This window comes from Mucilaginibacter corticis, from assembly GCF_007558865.1.
GTDB lineage: Bacteria > Bacteroidota > Bacteroidia > Sphingobacteriales > Sphingobacteriaceae > Mucilaginibacter > Mucilaginibacter corticis.
Window position 1 is genome coordinate 26,107 of record NZ_VLPK01000001.1, and the last position, 19,662, is coordinate 45,768.

10 protein-coding genes are annotated in these 19,662 nt (G+C 43.0%); 2 read left to right on the forward strand and 8 right to left on the reverse strand.

Annotated features, from left to right (window positions below):
- Positions 1-37 precede the first annotated feature (37 nt).
- From FO440_RS00135 to FO440_RS00165, 7 genes are all read right to left on the reverse strand, one after another.
- On the reverse strand, positions 38-1,363 hold the full coding sequence (locus tag FO440_RS00135) for a site-specific integrase (RefSeq protein WP_144246206.1): 1,326 nt from the start codon (positions 1,361-1,363) through the stop codon (positions 38-40).
- 255 nt (positions 1,364-1,618) lie between these two features.
- Positions 1,619-2,965 carry a DUF3863 domain-containing protein gene (locus FO440_RS00140; RefSeq protein ID WP_144246207.1) on the reverse strand — a complete coding sequence of 449 codons (1,347 nt, stop codon included), beginning with the start codon at positions 2,963-2,965 and terminating at the stop codon, positions 1,619-1,621.
- A 64-nt stretch (positions 2,966-3,029) separates the two neighbouring features.
- Positions 3,030-5,129, reverse strand: coding sequence for a hypothetical protein (locus FO440_RS00145; RefSeq protein ID WP_222103913.1), 2,100 nt, complete (start codon positions 5,127-5,129; stop codon positions 3,030-3,032).
- 166 nt (positions 5,130-5,295) lie between these two features.
- The gene (locus tag FO440_RS00150; protein ID WP_186292534.1) at positions 5,296-7,002 is read right to left on the reverse strand and encodes a RagB/SusD family nutrient uptake outer membrane protein; all 1,707 of its coding nucleotides are present in this window, start codon (positions 7,000-7,002) and stop codon (positions 5,296-5,298) included.
- Positions 7,003-7,013: 11 nt separating this feature from the next.
- On the reverse strand, positions 7,014-10,508 hold the full coding sequence (locus tag FO440_RS00155) for a SusC/RagA family TonB-linked outer membrane protein (RefSeq protein ID WP_144246210.1): 3,495 nt from the start codon (positions 10,506-10,508) through the stop codon (positions 7,014-7,016).
- 226 nt (positions 10,509-10,734) lie between these two features.
- On the reverse strand, positions 10,735-11,919 hold the full coding sequence (locus FO440_RS00160; protein WP_144246211.1) for a FecR family protein: 1,185 nt from the start codon (positions 11,917-11,919) through the stop codon (positions 10,735-10,737).
- 68 nt (positions 11,920-11,987) lie between these two features.
- Positions 11,988-12,605, reverse strand: coding sequence for an RNA polymerase sigma factor (locus tag FO440_RS00165; RefSeq protein ID WP_144246212.1), 618 nt, complete (start codon positions 12,603-12,605; stop codon positions 11,988-11,990).
- A 497-nt stretch (positions 12,606-13,102) separates the two neighbouring features.
- Between FO440_RS00165 and FO440_RS00170 the strand changes: the two genes are divergently transcribed.
- Both FO440_RS00170 and FO440_RS00175 read left to right on the forward strand, forming a co-directional pair.
- The gene (locus FO440_RS00170; protein ID WP_144246213.1) at positions 13,103-15,472 is read left to right on the forward strand and encodes a DUF1549 domain-containing protein; all 2,370 of its coding nucleotides are present in this window, start codon (positions 13,103-13,105) and stop codon (positions 15,470-15,472) included.
- 32 nt (positions 15,473-15,504) lie between these two features.
- Positions 15,505-16,923 carry a DUF1501 domain-containing protein gene (locus tag FO440_RS00175; protein WP_144246214.1) on the forward strand — a complete coding sequence of 473 codons (1,419 nt, stop codon included), beginning with the start codon at positions 15,505-15,507 and terminating at the stop codon, positions 16,921-16,923.
- Between the two features lie 110 nt (positions 16,924-17,033).
- Here FO440_RS00175 and FO440_RS00180 read toward each other — a convergent pair whose 3' ends face one another.
- The gene (locus tag FO440_RS00180; RefSeq protein WP_144246215.1) at positions 17,034-19,643 is read right to left on the reverse strand and encodes a DUF7133 domain-containing protein; all 2,610 of its coding nucleotides are present in this window, start codon (positions 19,641-19,643) and stop codon (positions 17,034-17,036) included.
- Positions 19,644-19,662: the final 19 nt, after the last annotated feature.

The following is a 19,662-nucleotide window of genomic DNA, read 5'->3' on the forward strand; positions in this document are numbered from 1 at the left end:
TAAATTATAGTCAGGTAAAATTCTTTAGTTTGTATTTTTAAACCTCAACTACCTTCAATGCCATTCTACTCCAAATCTCACGCAACTTAACTGCGTGTTCCTTAGGTGTAACTTTTATATATTTCAAAAATGCTTTTTCTGTACAGTGACCGGTAATACCCATAATATTAATCGAAGGCACCCCCATTAAGTGCATATTGGTTGCAAATGAGCGCCGCGCAGTGTGGGTAGATATTAATTCGTTAGTCTCTATGTTTTCCACAATAACCTTTCCGCCTTTATAAAATCTTATTTGCTGCAAATCGTTAAACTTAGCTTCTTTTGCAAGTTCTTTTAGATACTTATTCATGTTGACATTTGATATCGATGGCGGCAGGGAGTTTGGAGTTAAACCTTCATATTTTCCCAAAATAGTTTTAATTGTTTGATGGATGGGGATTACAACTGTCTCTCCTGTCTTTTGAGTCTCAATCTCTATAAAGTCGCCTTGAATGTTTTTAGGCCCTATGGCGTTAAAATCAGAGAAACGGAGACCTGTCCAGCATCCTACTAAAAACAGGTCTCTTACGCGATCTAAGCGGGCATTTTTAGAAAGATCAAGGTTTGTAAGCACCTCCAGTTGTTCACGATTAAGATAAATGTTGTCGGTCTCATTTTGCAGCTTAGTAAAGTGCTTATGATTGTGTTTTTGATTATTGTGCAGTCCTATTTCAAAGCTCTCATTTAAAAATAGCTTTATGTTCTTTATATGAAGTCCAAAGTAATTGTTAGATACTTTTTCCTCATTCAGCAAATAGTCCTTGAAATCATTATAAAATTCCAGGTTAATCGCGTCAAAATCTAATTTGATTTTTACGTGCTTTTCAAAGCGTTCTAAAGCACGTAAAGTATTCTGATAGGCTTTGTGCGAATCAGGCGCGAAACGCTGCTTGGTTTTTGGATTAATGCGTTTACCGCCTTTAGTGTCTGCTATAAGTTGTTCGACAAATTTTAACAACGTAATTTTTACAGGCTTGGCCTCCCAGCCTTGATCGGACAAGGCCATTTTTATTCGAAGCTTTAATTCATCAGTTGTAGGGTACTGCTTGTATTCAGAAATATAGGTACGATAAACTGTTTTAACTGTGGCTTCAATTTCGTCAAGACGCTGATTAAATTCAGGATATTCAGGAAATTGCCTGCTGGCTTTTGCGCGTTGCCTGTCCCCATCCCAATATTTGGGTTTCACAGCTTCTACACTTGATATAACTATTTTTTGATTATTAAACCGAACAACACAGTGAATTGCAGTGTCCTTATCCTTATTTAGCTGATCGCGAAGATTGAAATTAATCTTTACAGGTTTGATATCCTTGATTGCCATATAGATTTGATTACGCAATACAAAGTTAAGTCAATTATTTATATGTTGTCGTTTTTGTTGTCGGTTATTTTTTATCTGGTTTCATTTTATTTTGCTTTATCTTATTTTAAATTTACTTTTTAAGTTCAAATAGCAATTAACTTAACCAATATCGATATTATAAATAACAAAGGTAATAGTCCCAGCGGGATCACTAGAAAAGCCTCTCTAAGCAATTAGAGGGGCTTTTTTAATATAATTGTTATCGAATTTTATTTATTGGGCTAAATTTTTGTAGCGCTTGGCTATTAATTCTCTTGCTTGGGTTGAAAGCGAATCAAGTGGTTTAGGCTTGTCCTGTGGGCGTGATTGCTTTTGGTTTATTTCTCCTAACAGACTCCATTTACGCGTCATTTCTGCCGGTTCTTTTGCGCGAAGCGTATAGTTGGTAAAATCGATCACTTTTGCAGGTGCGGGTTGATCTATATTTTTTAGTAGTGCTAAACGAAAATCTTTATTCATAAACCATTTGATTTCCTTGTCCGCATCAGATCCACCTATGCCCGAACCTTTTTCTACAAACTTGTAATCAAAACTATTGGTTTTGTAATGTGCCCTCCATAGCAAACCAAACTCACCCTGAGTAATCACTTTAACATCAGGCCAGCGTTTTTTTATAGCGGACAGCCAGTCGGTTAATGAGCTAACATCTATCGGCAGTGAAAGTTCCCAGCAATTGGTAACCCAGGCAAAGCCATTTAATTTATAACCCTCGTCAAAGTGGATTGCTGTACTATGCATCATTTCGGCTAATCCCTTTTCCTTTCCATATTTATAAACAGTTTCTATCGGCCCTACTCCCATGCGGCTGTTAAAGCCACCTTCAAACCCTTTTCTTCTGCCGGCAAGGAAATCAACTGTCCAGCCATCTAAATTAACACAATCTATAAAATCATTTTTGTTTTGAGCCGGTTTGCAAAAATGCTCTGTTGAAGGATAATAAGGATAACAAACAGACCCATCACCATCCTGGTTGTCAATACTGAACTGGCTCCAGATATTTCCCTGGCAAACATGTATATTTTCTTTTTCGGCCAAATATTGCTGGTTTTCTGAAGACATAAATCCGGCAACTATACTTAAAGGGCGATATCCGCCGCCTACCATTTTTTGAATGATTTGCAAAGCATCATGCAGGTCTTTATTAACCTGGTCGGTGGTATTGTACGCGTTAGCAAAATATGCACCGGGGATAAAGGTAATATCATCACCATATTGGCGGTGATAGCCCACCACCAGTCTTCTTATCTCCCTGTAATCCGCAGTGGTATCATTCAATGCCAGCCAGCTAAAAGACCAGGTAATTTTTGCATCGGGGATGGCATCGGCAATAGCTTTCCTGAAAGCTATAACCCTTTGGGGTGTATGGTCCTTACGTTCGTCTTCTCCTACATTCCTGTTTCGGGCCACCTCTATCTGGTTTACCCGGATAACCGTGTTAAATGTAAGGAAACGATGGCCCATCAGTGTTGTTACCTTACCTGAAAGGCCACCTTGCCCTTTAGCGCTAAAAAATGCGATCAATAAAAGCGTGATTAATTGAACTGTTGATCTGAATCTCATTTGAATTATTATTAATTAGTTTACAGCTACACTGCTGATTTTTTAAAACAGGCACTTTATATTATTAGGGAGCTTTTTTTAAGCTTTCCCATTTAATTTTCCATGATCCATCAGTTGGCCAGCCCGGTTCTTTTACCCCTTTATCGCCATCCCAACCGGCAGTCATCATGGCTACGGCATAAAGCAGGCTGCCGTTTGACGGAAAATACGGATAAGGGTTCCCGCCACCTATATAGCCATGCTCATCGAATCCAAACTTTGGAGATTTGTCAAGCAAAATATTCACAGCATCGTCCGGACGTCCTAAGCGCGCGGCAGTCATGGCTAACAGGCCAAAATCCCAGCCCCACATTCCATCATATCGCCAAACTGATTGTACCTTTTTAAATGTCTTGTCCATTATGCCGGTATCCACACCGTTACCGGGCAACATGCCAAAAGCTCCTGTCAGTCCAGGGTGCTCATAATTATATTTGGTCCACATGTTTTGAATATTTTCCCAGGATACATATAAACCATCCTGCACGGGCATCGGCGCTAAATTCTCCTGTACTGATTTCCATTTTGGATTCTCCGGTAACTTTAAATCCGCAAACCATTTTTGTGCAGTGGCAAGTCCAAAACGCCAGTAGGCCAATTCAAACATTGGATTAATAGTGGTTTTGGGGTCGTTATTTTCTGAAACTACATATAACGGTGGCCCTAAAACAAATTTATTCCGTACACTGTCATAGTGGGCGTAAGAAGCCATAAAATCGGCGGATGCGCCAACAATGTCCCTCCATTTTAGCAACGTATTTTTGTTGGGGTGTGCCCTGTAGTCTAAATCAGCAAAGAAAATAGGATGTGGTTGCTGCCAGATTAACCAGGCATGTATAGGGTGAGGCCATTCGGTGCCGTTAGGCCCGGTACATTTTGGCCACCGGGCACCTTCATAGCCCTGGCTTTTAGCCCGATCTTCAGACCTTTTAAGATTATCTGCATAAACATGGAGGCTGCGATCAAGGATATCCCATCTGTCCCAAAGTGCGTAATGGGCTTCATGCCACCAATACATTTCGTAATGGAACCTGTTATACCAGTTATTGGTTACCAAACCCGATTCGCCGGGAGGGTAATTTCCACCGGCATTGATCATCATATCGTACTGAGACAGTACGATCCGCCTTTCCAGTTCAAACCAACGCTGATCTTTGCTTTCTGAAAGATCAACAGCCGCCCCGCTTTTCCAAAACGCCGGCCAACGCGAATCGCTTTGTAGTTGCAGTAACGCAAATGTCGGTACGTTGTAGTCAGCCGAGGTAGATGAAAAATTGAAAACGTATTCTGCCTGCGTACTGCCTGTTTTAGCTAAAATTAAATAACGGTGAGCCTTTTCTTTAATAACCCTGGTGCTACCTGTCCATTTACAGGCTACAGAATATTTGGTACTGTCAACAATACGTTTAAAAACAATAGTATTGCTGCCTTTTGTCAGCATTTCTGTTTGATGTGCTAATGGGCTATCATAATCAGATCCGTTGCCAACAGAACCTTTTGCCGCATACGGAAATTCAACAAAAACACTAAGCCGTCCATCTTTCAACAAGTCAGATACTATTTTAAAACCCAGTATATCTTTGTCGCCGCAAACGGTGATAACTTTTACTTTGTGCCCTTCAACTTCAAAACTGCTTTCAACAATTCCGGACCATAAATTGATGTTTTGGCTTGCATGAGTTAAGTCTGTGATCACAGCGGTAGTTCCATCTTTCTTTTTGATCAACAAGCCAATCCGGCCCAAATTAAACTTATGCGGGTTGCCCTCAACCCAGTCAGACAATTGTTTCTGACTTTCGTTTGGCAGATCGTACGGAACCATCCGGCCATAAGTATTTACTAAGGTTTTTTCAAACGAAGCAGCTGTAGTTCCTGCCGGCAATGGGAAACTATGCCAGCCCCAATCAGCCATCGTGGTGAATGATTGGTTAAATGTCTGCATCCCTGTGATGTCAAAATTATAAGCAAAATGCCCGTTGCCTACCTGGGTTGGCCCATCACTTTTTATAGTTGATATTTTAATGTTATGGCGGGTTACTACCAATTTACGGTTAATGGTACCTGCCGGTACTTGCTGGGCAGTTGTGCTTAAACTGAAAAGAATAACAAAAAAAACCGACAGCATAATTGCTAATCGAACATGAATATCAAATACATATTTTAAGCTTTTACAGGCCATCTTTTTAACTTTAAATTTTATAAATATAATAATAGAGAATCCGCCTTTGATAGCGGATTCTCTTCATTTTTAAATTTCAATTATTATACATTTAGCAGGTGCAATATTAAGTTTACCAGCCGGGGTTTTGCGTAAGCGTATGCCCACTTGCCTGGTAAAAGGCAACCTCTTTAGTTGGTAATGGCTGTAAATAATTTTTATTCGGATCAAAGGTACGGCCGGTTTCAGCTATCATAAATCCGTTAGCATCCGTTTTACTTTGATACACTGCCTGACTGTATAGCGGGTAAGTTTGCCAGGTCGACCCCTTGATTTTAACCCCCTTAATATCCTGCGGGAACTCGGTTTCTGCGGTTTTCCAACGCCTTACGTCATCATAACGAAACCCTTCTAATGCAAGTTCAACGGTTCTTTCCCTGCGGATCTCTGTCAGCATATCCAAACTATGAGCCCCTACAAAAGCATTGGTTAAATGCGGCATATTAACCCGGTCGCGAATTTTGTTGATAGACAAGTTAAGGTCCGCATCTCCAATTGAGCCATTTTTTTCAAACGTAGCCTCGGCATATATCAACAATACTTCAGCATAACGGATAAGATGCTTATCATAATCGAACAAACTGGCATCCCCTAACGCGCCGGAGTTATTGGCGATAGGATCTTCTGACATATATTTATACAATATATACCCTGTATTTGGGTTACGCTGCGGTTTATCGGGATAATTAGCAACCTTGGTTGTCGCAAAAAATACGCGATTGGTTAGTGTACCGGGGATGATCATTGTCATTGTCATTCTCGGGTCGCGTTGCTGAAACTCGGATATCATCGTCGCATAACCTTTAAATACAGTACCCGGGCTGGTAATTGGCACCCCGGCAGTATCTAAATACAGATCTGCCAATTTCTTGGTTGGGTTATAACCGGTACCGTCATATTCATAAGGCATGTCATGGCCTATAATATTCCTGGCATACCTGCGGTCAAGAATACATTCTTTAGAGTCATCGCCCGCCTCAATGAAATTGTACCGGTAGCTTTGCGCCCCGCTGCCGGTGTACAAAGCGTAAGTACCGCTGTTTATTACCGCGCTTGAGGCGGTTATAGCAGCAGTTAAATAGGTAGTGGCATCTGCCTGCCCCCTGTACTTTTCCCATGTACCTTCATATAAAGCCACCCTGGCAGCTAAAGACAACGCGGCCCCTTTGGTAATGCGGCCAATATCCGGGCTTGACAGGTCTGATTGTATAGGCAGATCCGCAACGGCATCATTAAGGTCTTTTAATATAAAATCGGCAGTTTGCGACTGGGTTGACCTTGGCGTAAACAAAGCCGGGTCATTAGTACCCAACACAGTTGTAATTAATGGTACGCCGCCGTATAATTCCATCAGTTTCCAGTAGTACCAGGCGCGGAAAAATTTGGCCTCGGCTACATATTTTTTAGTATCGGCGTCGGTAAATGACGCACCATGCGCCAATATATTATTACATGCCCTGATAAATGTATAGCTGTTTGTCCAGGTGCTTGATGTTTCAGAAACCTGGAGTTGCCCGTTGCTGACGGTGTTAGGATTATTGTAGGCGATGTCCGACTGCGTATCTTCAAAGCCAAATCTGTCCAATCCATTGTACAGGTTATTGGCGGCCAATTTAAAATCGCCAGATGTTTTCCAGAATGTAGCGTCGGTAATTGAATCCTGGGAAATAAGGTTAAGTTGTTTTTTGCAACTTGTCCAGCACACGGTTACAATGATCATCATCGTAGCCGCATACACCTTGAATAAAGTTGTGTTATATAATATCTTATTTGATTTCATGGTCATTCTGTTTAAAATTTTATATCTAAGCCCAATGAATAAACCTTGTTAAAAGGATAAGTGCTTTCATCCATATTACCATCCTCCGGATCATAATTGCCGCCAAGCGTACCTTTTGAGATCGTGAACAGATCCTGACCGCTGAAATAGATGCGAGCAGATTTTATTTTGACAGCATTTATAACAGATGCCGGTAGCGTATAGGACAAAGTGATTACCTTAAACCTCAGGTAAGCATCATTTTGCATGGTAAGTGAAGACGTATGGTAATCGTATCCCCTCACGTCATCAAACCCAACACTTCCGGGTAAATAACGCGGATATTGAGCGTTAGGGTTAGCAGCCGAATAGGTTTTGTTATAATAGTAAGCTAATGTTGGCCAAAAGAAAGCGTTCGGCGTAGCTAAAGGACCACCGTACTGTATGTTACGTTTACCAACACCTTGTATGAAAATACTAAGGTCAAATTGCTTATACCCTAAATTGATGTTTGATGAATAGGTATAGCGTGGATTAGCGTTGCCAAGATAAACCATATCACCGTTAAGCCCCTTTGATTTATCGCCAAACTCGGTCAGTTTTCCATCCCCATCAACATCTTTATACATTACATCGCCGATAGCTACGTGTGCCGGCACCCCCTGTAATTTTTTATAATTATCTAATTGGGCCTGTGTTTTAATTATACCATCATACACATAGCCGAAGTATGAATTGATGGGGTATCCTTGCCTGAATTGATTTTTTCCTTCAGAATAGCTATCTGTATTTGCCAATGCGACAAGTTTATTGGTATTATCGCTTAATTGCACGGCAATGCTATACCTGAAATCATTAATATGATCCTTCCAGTTTATCGTAGTTTCAAATCCTTTTGTAGCCAGCTTACCCTGGTTAGAGGTAGGTGCAGTACCGCCGTAAGTTGCGGGTACCGCTATATTAACCAGCATGTCATTGTTAGTTTTGTTAAAATAGTCAAATGAGAAAGTAAGGCGTGATCTCAGTATTTGTACATCTAAACCAATGTTCTTGTTCTCGATGGTTTCCCATGTACGGTTAGCTGACGCAGGATTGGCCGCTGCGCCCGGTACGCTGACATTTGGCGAACCCAAAGGGTAGATATATGGATTATTGTTATTGTTAGGATTGAGCGTTGGTACAGTAATTAATGGAATATAGTCAAAAAGCCCTAAACTGGTGATATCCTGGTTACCCATTTTACCCCACGACGCCCGTATTTTTAGCTGATCAAAAAAGTCAAGTTTTTTGATAAAGTTTTCGCTGGATAAATTATAAGCCAATGCGACTGATGGGAATAAAGAACTCCAGCGTTTATCGGGAGAGAATTTAGAACTACCATCCGCAGGTCCCGTTACATCAATAATCAGCTTTTCTTTGTAAGAATAGCTAAATCTTCCAAAGTATGAATTTAACGTTTCGTCACTTAGATTTCCTGTATAATTAATAAATGCAGCGCTTGTTTTGTCTGCCAGGTTTAAAGTAAAGATTTGGTTACCCGGGAAATTATAACCGGTTACGCTCTGTCCCTTATCGTTGGTTTGTTCCAATGAAGTTCCAACAGTCAGGTTTATTTTATGGTCAGATCCAAATTGCTTGTTATAATCCGCATAAACCTGGTAAAGCCTGTAATTTGTTTGACTGTTTTTGTACGTAGCAGAATTAGGTGTGTTCCGGATATCTTGTACCGCTCCCACATAATTATACCTGGTAAATGTTTTGGTAATGGCATTATCATCAGAGAAATCAAGCCTGATAGCAGCCTGGCCGGTAAGGGTCAATCCATCTATAACATGGTAATCTGCCTTGAAGTTGGTATTGATCCGCGAAAAATCAAAGGTATGTTCGCCACCTTCAGAGAGCGATTGTGCCGGGTTTTCATATCCCTGATAGCCATAAAATTCACCAACCTGGTTATATACGGGCGCATAAGGAAATTGTCTTACCACATTAGGCAGCGCGTTACCAATCATGGTCGGATCTTTGGTTTCGGTTTTTTCAAGACTGGTGCGGGTTTCAACGCTCAGGTTTTTAAAAGGACGAATGTCATAGTTAAGCCGCAGGTTATACCTGTCAGAATAGTTGACACCGTAATTGAAACTTCCGTTATCCCGATTATACCCGGCAGAGATCAGATAATTATTGTTGTCGCCACCGCCCGAAACAGATATGTTATGCAGTTGCTGAATGGAATTTTTGTAAATCACTTTATTCCAATCAGTATAACCATAAAAAGAGGGATAAGAAGGTAAACCATAATTCCAGCCCTTTGTCAGGTCGGGCGCTGCATTGTTCTGAATATTGTCAAATACAGATTGCGGGAATCCCGGAACACCTGCATTTACTAACCCATCGCTCAAAAAATGAGCAAACTGCAGTGTATTCATCATCTTTTTAAGATAGGCAGGGGTTTTAAGCCCGACATTTGCCGAATATTGGACTACAGGTGCGCCTTTTTTACCTTTTTTAGTAGTAACAATAATTACTCCGTCAGCCGCACGGGCTCCGTATATGGCTGCCGCCGCATCTTTTAGCACGGAAATCTCACTGATATCATTAGGATTCAGTGTTCCAAAATCTCCGGGAATACCATCAATAAGTACCAGGGGCACATTACCGTTGATAGACGAATAACCCCGTACTTGCAAATTATATCCCTGGTTACCTGGCTGCCCGCTTTTCCGGGTAATGGTAACCCCGGGAACAGCCCCCTGCAAAGCGTCAAACACGTTGTTTTCGGGGCGGCTTTCAAACACATCACTTTTAACGGTTGATATGGCACCGGTTATGGCGCCTTTTGCCCTTGTACCGTAACCTACAACCACTACATCGCTCAGCTTGTTTTCAGCCTTTACCAATTTGATGTCTAATGTGGCTTGATCATTTACGGTTACCTTTTGGGTTTCATAACCAAGGTAAGAAAACACCAATACTGATGCTGCCGAAGGCACAGTTAAACTGAAGTTACCGTTATTATCGGTATTGGTACCTGTGGTTGTGCCTTCAACGCCGATGGATACCCCGATCAGGGTCTCTCCGGTAGCGGCATCTTTAACCGTACCTGATACTTTTTGCGCCGGGACTATTATACCGGGCATTAAAATTTCAATTTCTGACGGGCGTTGTTTTTTCCGGGTTAGTACTATTACTTTATTTATAACCTCGTATTCAAAAGGCTGTTCCTTAAAGCAGCGGTCAAGCATGCTTTTCAGGTCAAGGTTTTTGGCATTTACCGTAATAGGTTTAGCACCTTCAACGGTTTCGTTGTTATAAATAAAATCGTAGTCTGTTTGTTGTTTTATTTTCGATATCACGGTGGATAACGACGCGTCTTTTACTGACAGGTTAACCTTTTGGGCAACACTTTTTGCCTGGATCTGCAGTAGCACGACAAATAGAAGGACGCAAGTTATTTTCATCTTTAAGATCAGATTGGGTATTGCATAGAAATCCCTCCTGAAAAATAATTCAGTAAATTTTTTGTACATTTGATTATTAGGTTAATGGTTCTTTATTGGTTCGCTTCAATAATTAATTACCTGATTCAGCCTATCATGACTGACAAGCCAGGAGCGCTTCCAACGTTCCTGGTTTTGGTAATCCCAGTGGATTAAGTTTTTTTCTTTCTATAATTTACTCCTTTCGTTTTTTTGAGTTTAATGTTTTGTTTGTTGTATTTTTCGGTTTATTAAAGGATGTGATATGGTTTAAGCCTTAATCGCTTACAATTATTTTTCGCTTGTCTATTTCAAAATGGACCTTCCCGATTTTTTCAAGACTGTTTAAAATATCAGGCAGATTGGTTGAGCGTGAAAACGTACCCCCAAATCTTTCGTTATTGTTTGGATGTTTAAATTTTACATCAACATCATACCAGCGGCTCATGGCCTGCATAATGTTGGATATGTTTTGATTGTCGAATACAAAAAAGCCGTTTTTCCAGGCAACGATCTCCTCGATATTTACTGTCGAGATAGCTATCTTCCGGTTTGTACGGTCTAAATTTGACTGCTGCCCGGGTTTTAAAACGCCGGATTGGCCCGATGAAAGATCTCTTACCTTTACGCTGCCTTCCAAAAGTGTTGTGCTGATGGTCTGATCATCAGGGTAGCTTTTGATGTTAAAGTGAGTACCCAGTACTGCTATTTCCTGCTTGTCAGAAATTACTTTAAACGGGTGTAATTTATCATGGGTTACCTCAAAATAGGCCTCGCCGGCAACTTTAACTATACGCTCATTGCCTGTAAAGGCTGTTGGAAATGTAATAGACGACGCGGCATTCAGCCAAACCTTCGTGCCATCAGACAAGATCAAAGGATAAGGTGATTGTTCTCCACGGGCGGTTTCAAGTGTATTATACGATGTCTTTAAAAGATTTTTTGAAAGGCGGGGCGAATATTTAATGCCGATGCCTTTGTTAATGGCTATGGATGTATTGCCCTGCAAAGCTATCAGCCCCGAAACCGAATTTGTAACCAGGATCTTTTTGCCATTGGCCAGGGTAAGCGTAGCTTGTTTATGCCCCGGGCCGATGGGCGTTGTTTTTACCGCAGCAATTGTATCAGTTTGCGGTTTTTTGCTTTGCATAACATACAAGCCTGCAACAGATAGTGAAATGATCAGTATAGCCGCGGCGGCTATACGATAAAATATTTTTGATGGCTTGGTTGTTCTTGAACTTAATTGCTGTTTAATTTGCTTATGGATCGCTTCTAATTTTTCAACTTCGTTATCAGAGGGCAGTGGTTCCTCAACTTCCTTTTCAAGCTCGGCAGCAACAAGCTCGCGCAAAACAGCGCTATCAGTTGTTTTAAAATAATGAAACAGAGCGTCCAGCTCATCCTCATTACAGGTATTGCTAATAAACTTTTGATAAAGCTGATGCAGGCTGGTTTCCATTTTGCGATCGGTATTTACTACTAATACGCTTGTGGATTGCCTGCCATCTATCCGGGCTGAAAAAAAAATTAAATAATTTTAATTAAGCTGCTTAAGGCTGCTGTTGTTGTGCTAATAAGGAATATTTTATGCGTACTGAACAAAAATGACCTGACTTTTCTGCTGCCTTTAACAATATGGCCGTTTACGGTAGATGTGGATATCCCTAACAATTCACTAACCTCGTCATAGCTTTTTCCCTCTATTTTACAAAGTGTAAAAACCATACGTTGCTGGTCCGGTAAATGATCAATTGCCTGTTGAAGCAATTGGTTGGTTTCTTTAAAGATCAGGCTTTCTTCGGTGTCGTCTGAAATTTCTGTTAAGTGATGTTTCAGGTCTGATTGTAATCTTTTTTCGCGCGCAACCCCACGATAAAAGTCCATCACCATGTTTTGGGTTATTTGCAGAAGATATGCTTTTAATGGTCGTTCCGGATCAATGAGATGCCGCTTATCCCATAACCTGATGAATATATTTTGCAGAAGATCATCCGCAATGATGTCGATCTTAACCAATCTTAATAATCTTCTGTAAATGATCAAACTATAGTTTTTATAGAAATAATCAAACGCAGCCTCTTCACCAGCTTTGAGTTTTGTAAGCTGAATTTTCTCCTGATCAGTATGAATAGCTTTTAGGGGCATTTTTAAATTGGCAATACTAATTTAACGATTTTTAAACGTTAACGCGCATTACTATTAAATAATTAGACTGTATTAATTAGGTTAAAGTCGCCTTCAACTGTGAGTTTAAAGCACTTTTTAATTGAACTTACAATAATAAACATTAAAGTAATTTATGGCATCCTGTACTGTCTGACAGGAAACTTTTAAGCAGAACTTCAATAGCGGTCATTGAGCTTGCACTATCAGGTGCGGGGGTAAGGAATCATATCAAATAGTCCATAAATTATATCAAATAATCTATTTTAGTTATCCATGTTGTCAAATACTTTTGTTTCAGAACGATAACAGAGATTAAGCGATCAGTAAAAGCGATCCTAAATTATACAAAACGTTTAGTTTGTTGTATTATTGACAAATCCAATCATTCCGCTGGCCTAAGCGTAGAGATATTCTAACAGCATATGCCAAGGTTTGACTGCTTTTAAACCAATTAAAAAATATCTAACAATTTTTATATGGAGTCACACAAGGCATTCTGGCTTTGGGAGTTTTTGGGTCGTTTGCATCCGCTGGCAGTGCATTTCCCGGTAAGTTTATTGCTGCTGGCTGCGCTATTGGAGCTTTTTACCGTAAAAAATTACCATTCAAAGTTTCGCCCGGGGATCAACGTATTGCTCATTACCGGCGCGGTTTCCGCGCTGATCTCTGCGTTTCTTGGTTGGTTGTTATACAGCCATGGCGAATACAGCGGCAACACCCTCACTATACACCAGTGGACCGGTTTAATTACCGCGGGGCTTAGCCTGATTGTGCTGGTCCTGCTTTATTTTATCCGCAAAGGCAAGGGCAGTATCCTGGCCTACCGGGCGGTATTATTTATCACGGCATTTGGCGTTGCCGTAGCCGGTCATTTTGGCGCGAGCCTTACACATGGCGACGATTATTTATCAAGTACCCTGCCCTGGGATAAAGACTATGCACCCGCCTCGGCGGCTAAATTCAACATGGCATCATTAGGATCTGATACTGCCAAACTAACCAAAAAACAAGAAATTGAATTGAATACCGACGTACGGGCCATCTTAGCGCATAATTGTTATAAATGTCACAGCGCGGAAAAGATGAAGGGCGGCTTGCGCCTTGATGGCAAGCACCTGGCCTTTAAAGGCGGCGAAGACGGCCCGGTGATCGTAGCCGGCAACGCTGCTGAAAGTGAATTGTTCCACCGTATCTCTCTGCCTGCGGATGATAAAGATGTTATGCCCGCAAAAGGCAAAAAGCTTGCTGACAGGGATATCGCCATCATCAAATTCTGGATAAATAAAGGCGCGCCATGGCCTGAAGATGGCAGTCAGGCAAGTCTTTTCCGTGTAGCCAAACTGGAGCCCCGCAACCCTGCACTTCCTGTGGCCACCGCAGGCCTCTCCAACCCTATCGACCTTTGGACCAACCAGTATTTTAGTAAAAACAAGATCCAATGGGTAAAACCTGTAGATGACCGGTTGTATTTGCGGCGAATCTTCCTGGACATTGTTGGGCTACTGCCCAGCCCTGCCGATCTGGACAAATTTGAAAAAGATCCACGACCCGATAAAAGAGCTATTTGGGTGAAGGCTTTACTAAACCGGGACGACGACTACGCCCAGCACTGGCTTAGCTTTTGGAATGATATCTTAAGAAACGATTATACGGGCACAGGCTATATCACCGGCGGAAGATTTGATATTACTGACTGGTTATATAAATCTTTGAAAAGTAATAAGTCCTACAATCAGATAGTAACGGAACTGATCAATCCTACAGATGCTTCAAAAGGTTTTATAGCAGGTATACAGTGGCGCGGCGTGGTCAATTCAAGCCAGCGCACAGAAATGCAGGCTGCGCAAAATGTATCGCAGGTATTCTTAGGGCTTAACTTAAAATGTACCTCGTGCCACAATAGTTTCATCAGTGATTGGAAACTGAACGATGCTTATGGCTTTGCCAATATATTTGCGGATACCACCTTAGAGGTAAATCGCTGCGATAAACCCACCGGAAAATACGTTGACCCTAAAATGTTATGGGCACAATTGGGCACCATAACCAGCAAGGCCCCGGTAACTGAAAAGCGGAGGCAGCTGGCCGAAAACCTGCTAAAACCGCAGGATGGTCGTTTGTATCGCACTATGGTAAACCGCATATGGGCGCAAATGATGGGGCGCGGAATGGTTGAGCCGGTAGACGTTATGGACAATGCCCCCTGGGACCAGGACTTGCTGGATTGGCTGGCATTTAATTTTTCTGCCAATAAAGCCGATCTGAAAGACCTGATCTACCAGATAGCAACCTCAAAAACTTACCAGTTACCATCAGTAGGGTTTAAGGAAGTAGCGCTCATCAGTAATCCTGACTACAAATTTAAAGGGATGCTGCGGAGGCGGATGTCGGCCGAACAATTTACCGATGCCGTAAGCAGCATTATTTACCCCATGTTTGCAGATTCCAACTTAAAGTACAATCCCTTTACGCATGCTGCAAAGCCTACATTTATACGGGCATCGCTTGTAGCCAATAATAATTATTTAACCGCGCTGGGCCGGCCGAACCGCGAGACGGTGGCTACCAGCCGTGATTCGCAGGCTAATTTGCTGCAGGCGCTGGAATTGACTAACGGAAGTATGTTTAACGACGTGCTGAAGCGGGGCGCTCAACAATGGAAAACAAAGTTTAGTGACCCCGATTTGCTGATCAGGGAGATCTATCAAAGAGCGTTGGCCCGTGAACCGACAGCGAAAGAGTTTGCACTGGCAAAAAAAGCGCTGGGCAAATCACCTGGTGTAGCCGCCATACAGGATTTCTTTTGGGCGGTGGTATTATTACCCGAATTTCAAATTATCTCTTAGCTATTAAATGTTTTATCATTAACTCATAAAAAATGAACTGGAACAGACGTGATTTTTTAAAGAACACAAGCGCGGCAACATTGGCCGCTATGGCAGGCAGCGTTCCGCTCAGTACTTTTTTGTCATCATGTAATCGCAAAAGCCTTCACTCGACAGCAGATACCGTAATTTTACTTTGGATGGCCGGTGGCATGGCGCATACCGATACGTTCGACCCTAAAAAATATACGCCGTTTACAAAAGGCATGCAGGCTAACAGCGTATTAAGCACGTTTAAATCTATGCCGACGATTTTAGACGGTATACATTTTTCTGAGGGGTTACAATCAATCGGGAAAGTGATGGATAAAGGCACGCTGATCCGTTCATATGTAGCGGCAGATATGGGTTCTATCCTGCATTCCAGGCATCAATATCACTGGCATACCTGTTATAAACCACCACAATCTGTAGCAGCACCGCACATTGGTTCGTGGATAGCCAAAGAGTTAGGGCCGGTAAACCCCGTGATCCCGGCGTTCATTGATATTGGCCAGCGCTTCAACGTGGGCGAAGGCCAGGAACTGAAGGCTTTCCACACGGCAGGATTTTTAGGTAATGAATTTGGTCCGTTCGTGGTGCCTGATCCATCATCCGGCTTAGAAAGTGTACGCCCGCCGGTAGGTATGTCGTCCTCAAGGTTTGAGAAACGAAACCAATTGTACAATGACCTGATCAGCAAAAGCCCGATGGGCGAATTTGGCAGCGATTATCAAAAAGAATCGCTAAAAAGGTCAATGGAGCAGGCGTATATGTTGTTACGATCGCCGGAGGCTAAAGCTTTTGACCTGAGTTTAGAACCTAAAGAGAGTTATGATATATACAACACCGGTAAATTTGGGTTGGGTTGCCTGATGGCGCGCCGGTTAACCGAGCAAGGTGCCCGGTTTATCAGCGTTACCACCGAATACGAACCGTTTAAAAACTGGGACACGCACGACAATGGCTATACCCGCCTCATCGACATGAAAAAACAAATAGACGGACCTGTAGCGCAGCTGATAAAAGACCTTGAACGCAACGGACGACTGAACAGAACGCTGGTTATTTTAGCCACCGAATTTAGCCGTGATATGATGGTTGAGGGCCGCCCTGATGCCAAGGTGCCTGAGCAGGTACAGCAGCCTGATGTTATACAGGATATTAAAAACTACGGCATGCACCGTCACTTTACCGATGGTGTTTCTATGCTGATGTTTGGAGGCGGCATTAAAAAAGGCAGCGTTTACGGCAAAACAGCAGACGAACGCCCATGTAAAACCATTGAAAACCCGATAGTGATAGACCAGGTTCACCAAAGCATTTATCATGCACTGGGAATAGCGCCCGATACGCATTATGTAGTGGAGAAACGCCCCTTTTACACAACCCCGGATGGCTTGGGTAAACCGGTGACGGAATTGTTTGCATAAACCATTTCTTGTTTAACCTTACTTTGGCGCATTACAGATTCGCCGGATTTGTAAGTACACGAAAAAGCCCATCCACATTTAGTGGATGGGCCGATTCAAATATCATTTTATTACTTTTTCTGTTTCGATAAGAAATTTACCAGGGATGCCATTTCTTCGTACGACAACGCGTTGGCAAGCCCTACCGGCATCATGGAGGTTTCCAGTTCCTTACGATTGATGATATCGCTTTTGTTAACGGTAAACACTGTACCTGTGAGATCACGCATAACTAAGCGCTCGGCGCTTTCTGCCGTAACAAAACCCATATAGTTTTTATTACCCTTCGCGCTGATCACGTTTGTTGCAAAGCCTTGCGATATTGACGCGCTGGGTTTTAAAATAGATTCGGCTATTTGTTCACGGTTCATAATAGACCCTATCTGGCCCATAAAAGGTCCCTTAGGTTTCTCGCTTTTGTCTAAGGTGTGGCAATTAATGCAACCCTGGCGGCTAAACAGCGCCTTGCCTACTACCGGATCGCCCTCTATCTTAGCTATGGCCAGCATAACATCTTCGATAGAAGATTTACCTACCTGACCCTTTATACTTTTTACTTTGTCAAGGTCGACCTTTGGAGCTTCTGCAACAACAGGCTTTTCTTCTACGCCAAAGGCGGCAATACCCATTCTATCACGGGTATTTAAGTAAGATATGTATTCTTTTCCGCCGGCATCGGCCTTATCCCACTCCCCTTTCAAAAAAGCTTCTATAGCTGCTGATCCGTCCCAGGTAATTGCATTATAATACGGGCCGGGTGCATCAGGGCGTGTGCCCCACCACCATGAAGCATCGTAAGGCGCTTCTTCGCGGTAAAGGCGTGCTATGTTGCCTAATAATTCGTGTTTTAAATTGACATCACCAGTATTTTTATAGGCGGCAATTAAACCGTTAACGGCAGTTTGGTTATGCATATAACGCAATGCCCATAAAGCCAGCGTTGAGTTTTCTGTACCAATTGCGGCCACGCAGGCATCAGTAGCATTTAAAGCCAGCAGAGCACGTACAGCAAGGTGCGGAATAATGATCGGCGAATTTGGTGTGGCGTGCGGCCCTTCGGCTACGTCTTTACCCGGGGCAACAAATGACGCGGGCACTTTGGTCTGCAGCAAGGCAGGGATAGCCGCCGGATAGCCTAAACGGCCAAGCCCTATAATCGCGGCTGCCTGTACACGCAGGTCGGGGTCTTTCAGTCCGGCTAAAAATGGTTCAATGGAAACATGGGGCGCCCATTCTTTGCGGTCTGCTAATATCCGGAGTGCAAACTCATGCATGGCGGGCTCTTTGGTAAAGTTTACCAGGGTTGGTATACTGCTTTGGCCTGCAGCCTGTGCATAGGTATAGAACCCGGCCACGCGGCTTTCTAAGCTCAGGCTTTTATCTTCCGCAATTTTTAAGGCGACAGCGGCAGCCGTTTTTGCCGGGCGTTTTAACAGCTCTTGCGACGCATTTAAACGCGCTACAGCACTTGCCGACTTCAACACTTCTGCCAGTTTCTTTTCAGACATTTTTGGCAGATCCGGAAACGGTACGTATTTCCAGTCGTTGGGTACTACCCTTACCACATAGCCCTTGCCGGGGCTGCCGCTGTAACCGGCACCATCCCAGGCAGATAAATACAACCTGCCCGAGCCGTCAACATCCAGATCGGTAATTTGCGGCAGCTGGATAAATTCTTCATCCTTTTGTGTAAACGTAGGTCCGTCGGGCGTAACGCGGTGAATATAAAGCATACTGCGACCCCAGTCGGCCATCATGGGCACTTTGTTATATTTTGCAGGCCAGGTAGGCTCATCCATATATAATGACCCGGTGCCTGAGCCTCCGCCCACGTCAACCAGGGCCGGTATAATTTCATCTGTAAAATGCTGGAACAACAGCGGGTAACCATACTCGCCCGACTGGATAAAATGCGAGAAGCGTATGTTCCATCCCCCGCCGTCGTTGGTATTCTCGCGCGAGAAGATGTTCATAAAGGGGTCGATGGCAATATCGTAAACGTTACGGGTACCGTGCATATAAATTTCCATTCCGGTACCATCAGGACGCACACGTACCACGCCACCGCCAAGCATGGTTAGTTTTTTACCGCTGCGGTCAACAGCGTCATGGAAGCCAAAATCGCCCACGCCCACATAGATCCAGCCATCAATACCCATGCGGATACCGTTGGTAGCATGATCTGTACCGCGCTCCTGCAGGTACCTTGTGTTACTAAAATTTTCTATCAGCGGTTGTTCCGGTCCGTCTGCCACGCCGTCGCCATTCTTATCTTCAAAAACAACCAGCGCCATGCCGGTAGCTTTTTTGGTTTCTTTTGAAAACGTGGTATGTAATACATAAACCTTGTCACCGCTTACAATAATACCGCGGGGATTATCAACCGCTGCAAATTCGGTTTGTTTATCAGGCTTGCCGTCATGATCGGTATCTATCAGTTTCATGATACGGCCCTTGCCCGGGTCCTTACCCAAAGAGCCTATCATATCCACGCCCACAAACACCTCGCCTGTTGGGGCTACTGCCAGGCAGGCCGGGCTTGGGGTAATTTCAGGTCCGGTAAACCGGGTGATGGTCAGTTCGGGTGGGTTATCAAATTCGGCTTTGGGCTTGTTGAAGAAAAACCCTGAGCTAAAGAAAGCAAAAAGGGCCGAGAAAAGGCTGATGATTACTTTAAACATGATCTATACTGTTTCTGTG

Coding starts and splice junctions, on each gene's coding strand:
- FO440_RS00160 (WP_144246211.1), bottom strand. CDS start 11,919: ATGGAAACCAGCCTGCATCAGCTTTATCAAAAGTTTATTAGCAATACC.
- FO440_RS00180 (WP_144246215.1), bottom strand. CDS start 19,643: ATGTTTAAAGTAATCATCAGCCTTTTCTCGGCCCTTTTTGCTTTCTTT.
- FO440_RS00145 (WP_222103913.1), bottom strand. CDS start 5,129: ATGCTGTCGGTTTTTTTTGTTATTCTTTTCAGTTTAAGCACAACTGCC.
- FO440_RS00165 (WP_144246212.1), bottom strand. CDS start 12,605: ATGCCCCTAAAAGCTATTCATACTGATCAGGAGAAAATTCAGCTTACA.
- FO440_RS00175 (WP_144246214.1), top strand. CDS start 15,505: ATGAACTGGAACAGACGTGATTTTTTAAAGAACACAAGCGCGGCAACA.
- FO440_RS00150 (WP_186292534.1), bottom strand. CDS start 7,002: ATGAAATCAAATAAGATATTATATAACACAACTTTATTCAAGGTGTAT.
- FO440_RS00140 (WP_144246207.1), bottom strand. CDS start 2,965: ATGAGATTCAGATCAACAGTTCAATTAATCACGCTTTTATTGATCGCA.
- FO440_RS00170 (WP_144246213.1), top strand. CDS start 13,103: ATGGAGTCACACAAGGCATTCTGGCTTTGGGAGTTTTTGGGTCGTTTG.
- FO440_RS00155 (WP_144246210.1), bottom strand. CDS start 10,508: ATGTACAAAAAATTTACTGAATTATTTTTCAGGAGGGATTTCTATGCA.
- FO440_RS00135 (WP_144246206.1), bottom strand. CDS start 1,363: ATGGCAATCAAGGATATCAAACCTGTAAAGATTAATTTCAATCTTCGC.